General features: G+C 54.4%; 1 rRNA gene. It reads left to right on the top strand.

What is annotated here, in order from left to right:
* Positions 1 to 2,603, top strand: a 23S ribosomal RNA gene (locus AC07DW_RS34045); the annotation flags it as partial.

The raw sequence follows: 2,603 nt of genomic DNA, 5'->3' as shown, positions 1-2,603 counted from the left end.
CGTTATAACCGGCGATACCCGAATGGGGAAACCCAGTGTGTTTCGACACACTATCATGTCATGAATACATAGTGGCATGAGGCGAACCGGGGGAACTGAAACATCTAAGTACCCCGAGGAAAAGAAATCAACCGAGATTCCCCCAGTAGCGGCGAGCGAACGGGGAGGAGCCCAGAACCTGAATCGGCTTGTGTGTTAGTGGAAGCGTCTGGAAAGTCGCGCAGTAAAGGGTGATAGCCCCGTACACTAAAATGCACAGGTCGTGAGTTCGATGAGTAGGGCGGGACACGTGACATCCTGTCTGAATATGGGGGGACCATCCTCCAAGGCTAAATACTCCTGACCGACCGATAGTGAACCAGTACCGTGAGGGAAAGGCGAAAAGAACCCTGGTGAAGGGAGTGAAATAGATCCTGAAACCGTGTGCGTACAAGCAGTAGGAGCCCGCAAGGGTGACTGCGTACCTTTTGTATAATGGGTCAGCGACTTACTGTTCGTGGCAAGCTTAACCGTATAGGGGAGGCGAAGGGAAACCGAGTCTGATAAGGGCGCATAGTCGCGGGCAGTAGACCCGAAACCGGGTGATCTAGTCATGCCCAGGGTGAAGGTTGAGTAACATCAACTGGAGGCCCGAACCCACTCCCGTTGCAAAGGTAGGGGATGAGGTGTGATTAGGAGTGAAAAGCTAATCGAACCCGGAGATAGCTGGTTCTCCTCGAAAGCTATTTAGGTAGCGCCTCATATGTATCCTCTCGGGGGTAGAGCACTGTTATGGCTAGGGGGTCATTGCGACTTACCAAACCATGGCAAACTCCGAATACCAGTACGTACTATCCGGGAGACACACGGCGGGTGCTAACGTCCGTCGTGAAAAGGGAAACAACCCAGACCCACAGCTAAGGTCCCAAATTCATCGCTAAGTGGTGAACGATGTGGAAAGGCACAGACAGCCAGGAGGTTGGCTTAGAAGCAGCCACCCTTTAAAGAAAGCGTAATAGCTCACTGGTCGAGTCGGTCTGCGCGGAAGATTTAACGGGGCTAAGCGATGAACCGAAGCTTGGGGTGCATACTTTGTATGCGCGGTAGAGGAGCGTTCCGTAAGCCGATGAAGGTGGATTGAGAAGTCTGCTGGAGGTATCGGAAGTGCGAATGCTGACATGAGTAACGATAATGCGGGTGAAAAGCCCGCACGCCGAAAGCCCAAGGTTTCCTTGCGCAACGTTAATCGACGCAGGGTGAGTCGGCCCCTAAGGCGAGGCAGAAATGCGTAGTCGATGGGAAGCAGGTTAATATTCCTGCACCTCGCGTAAGTGCGATGGAGGGACGGAGAAGGTTAGGCAGGCCAGGCGTTGGTTGTCCTGGTGAGAGAGTTGAGGCGGTCCCCTTAGGCAAATCCGGGGGGGCAACGTTGAGACTAAGGACCGGCCCATTAGGGCTAGGCTGCTGATATCACGCTTCCAGGAAAAGCTCCTAAGCTTCAGCTTACGCAGACCGTACCGTAAACCGACACAGGTGGGCAGGATGAGAATTCTAAGGCGCTTGAGAGAACTCGGGTGAAGGAACTAGGCAAAATAGCACCGTAACTTCGGGAGAAGGTGCGCCCTCCATGGTTAATAGCTAAGGGGGGCCGCAGTGACCAGGCCGCTGCGACTGTTTATCAAAAACACAGCACTCTGCAAACACGAAAGTGGACGTATAGGGTGTGACGCCTGCCCGGTGCTGGAAGGTTAATTGATGGGGTCAGCCGCAAGGCGAAGCTCTTGATCGAAGCCCCAGTAAACGGCGGCCGTAACTATAACGGTCCTAAGGTAGCGAAATTCCTTGTCGGGTAAGTTCCGACCTGCACGAATGGCGTAACGACAGCGGCGCTGTCTCCACCCGAGACTCAGTGAAATTGAACTCGCTGTGAAGATGCAGTGTACCCGCGGCAAGACGGAAAGACCCCGTGAACCTTTACTATAGCTTGACACTGAACATTGAGCCTTGATGTGTAGGATAGGTGGGAGGCTTTGAAGCGTGGACGCCAGTCTGCGTGGAGCCATCCTTGAAATACCACCCTGTCGTGCTTGACGTTCTAACCTGGGCCCGTTATCCGGGTCGGGGACCATGTATGGTGGGTAGTTTGACTGGGGCGGTCTCCTCCCAAAGTGTAACGGAGGAGCACGAAGGTACGCTCAGCGCGGTCGGACATCGCGCACTGTGTGCAAAGGCATAAGCGTGCTTGACTGCAAGATCGACGGATCAAGCAGGTACGAAAGTAGGTCTTAGTGATCCGGTGGTTCTGTATGGAAGGGCCATCGCTCAACGGATAAAAGGTACTCCGGGGATAACAGGCTGATACCGCCCAAGAGTTCATATCGACGGCGGTGTTTGGCACCTCGATGTCGGCTCATCACATCCTGGGGCTGTAGTCGGTCCCAAGGGTATGGCTGTTCGCCATTTAAAGTGGTACGCGAGCTGGGTTCAGAACGTCGTGAGACAGTTCGGTCCCTATCTGCCGTGGGCGTTGGAGATTTGAGAGGGGCTGCTCCTAGTACGAGAGGACCGGAGTGGACGAACCTCTGGTGTTCCGGTTGTCACGCCAGTGGCATTGCCGGGTAGCT

Source organism: Streptomyces sp. NPDC045701 (assembly GCF_056432045.1).
This window is presented reverse-complemented; position numbering and strand designations above follow the sequence as displayed.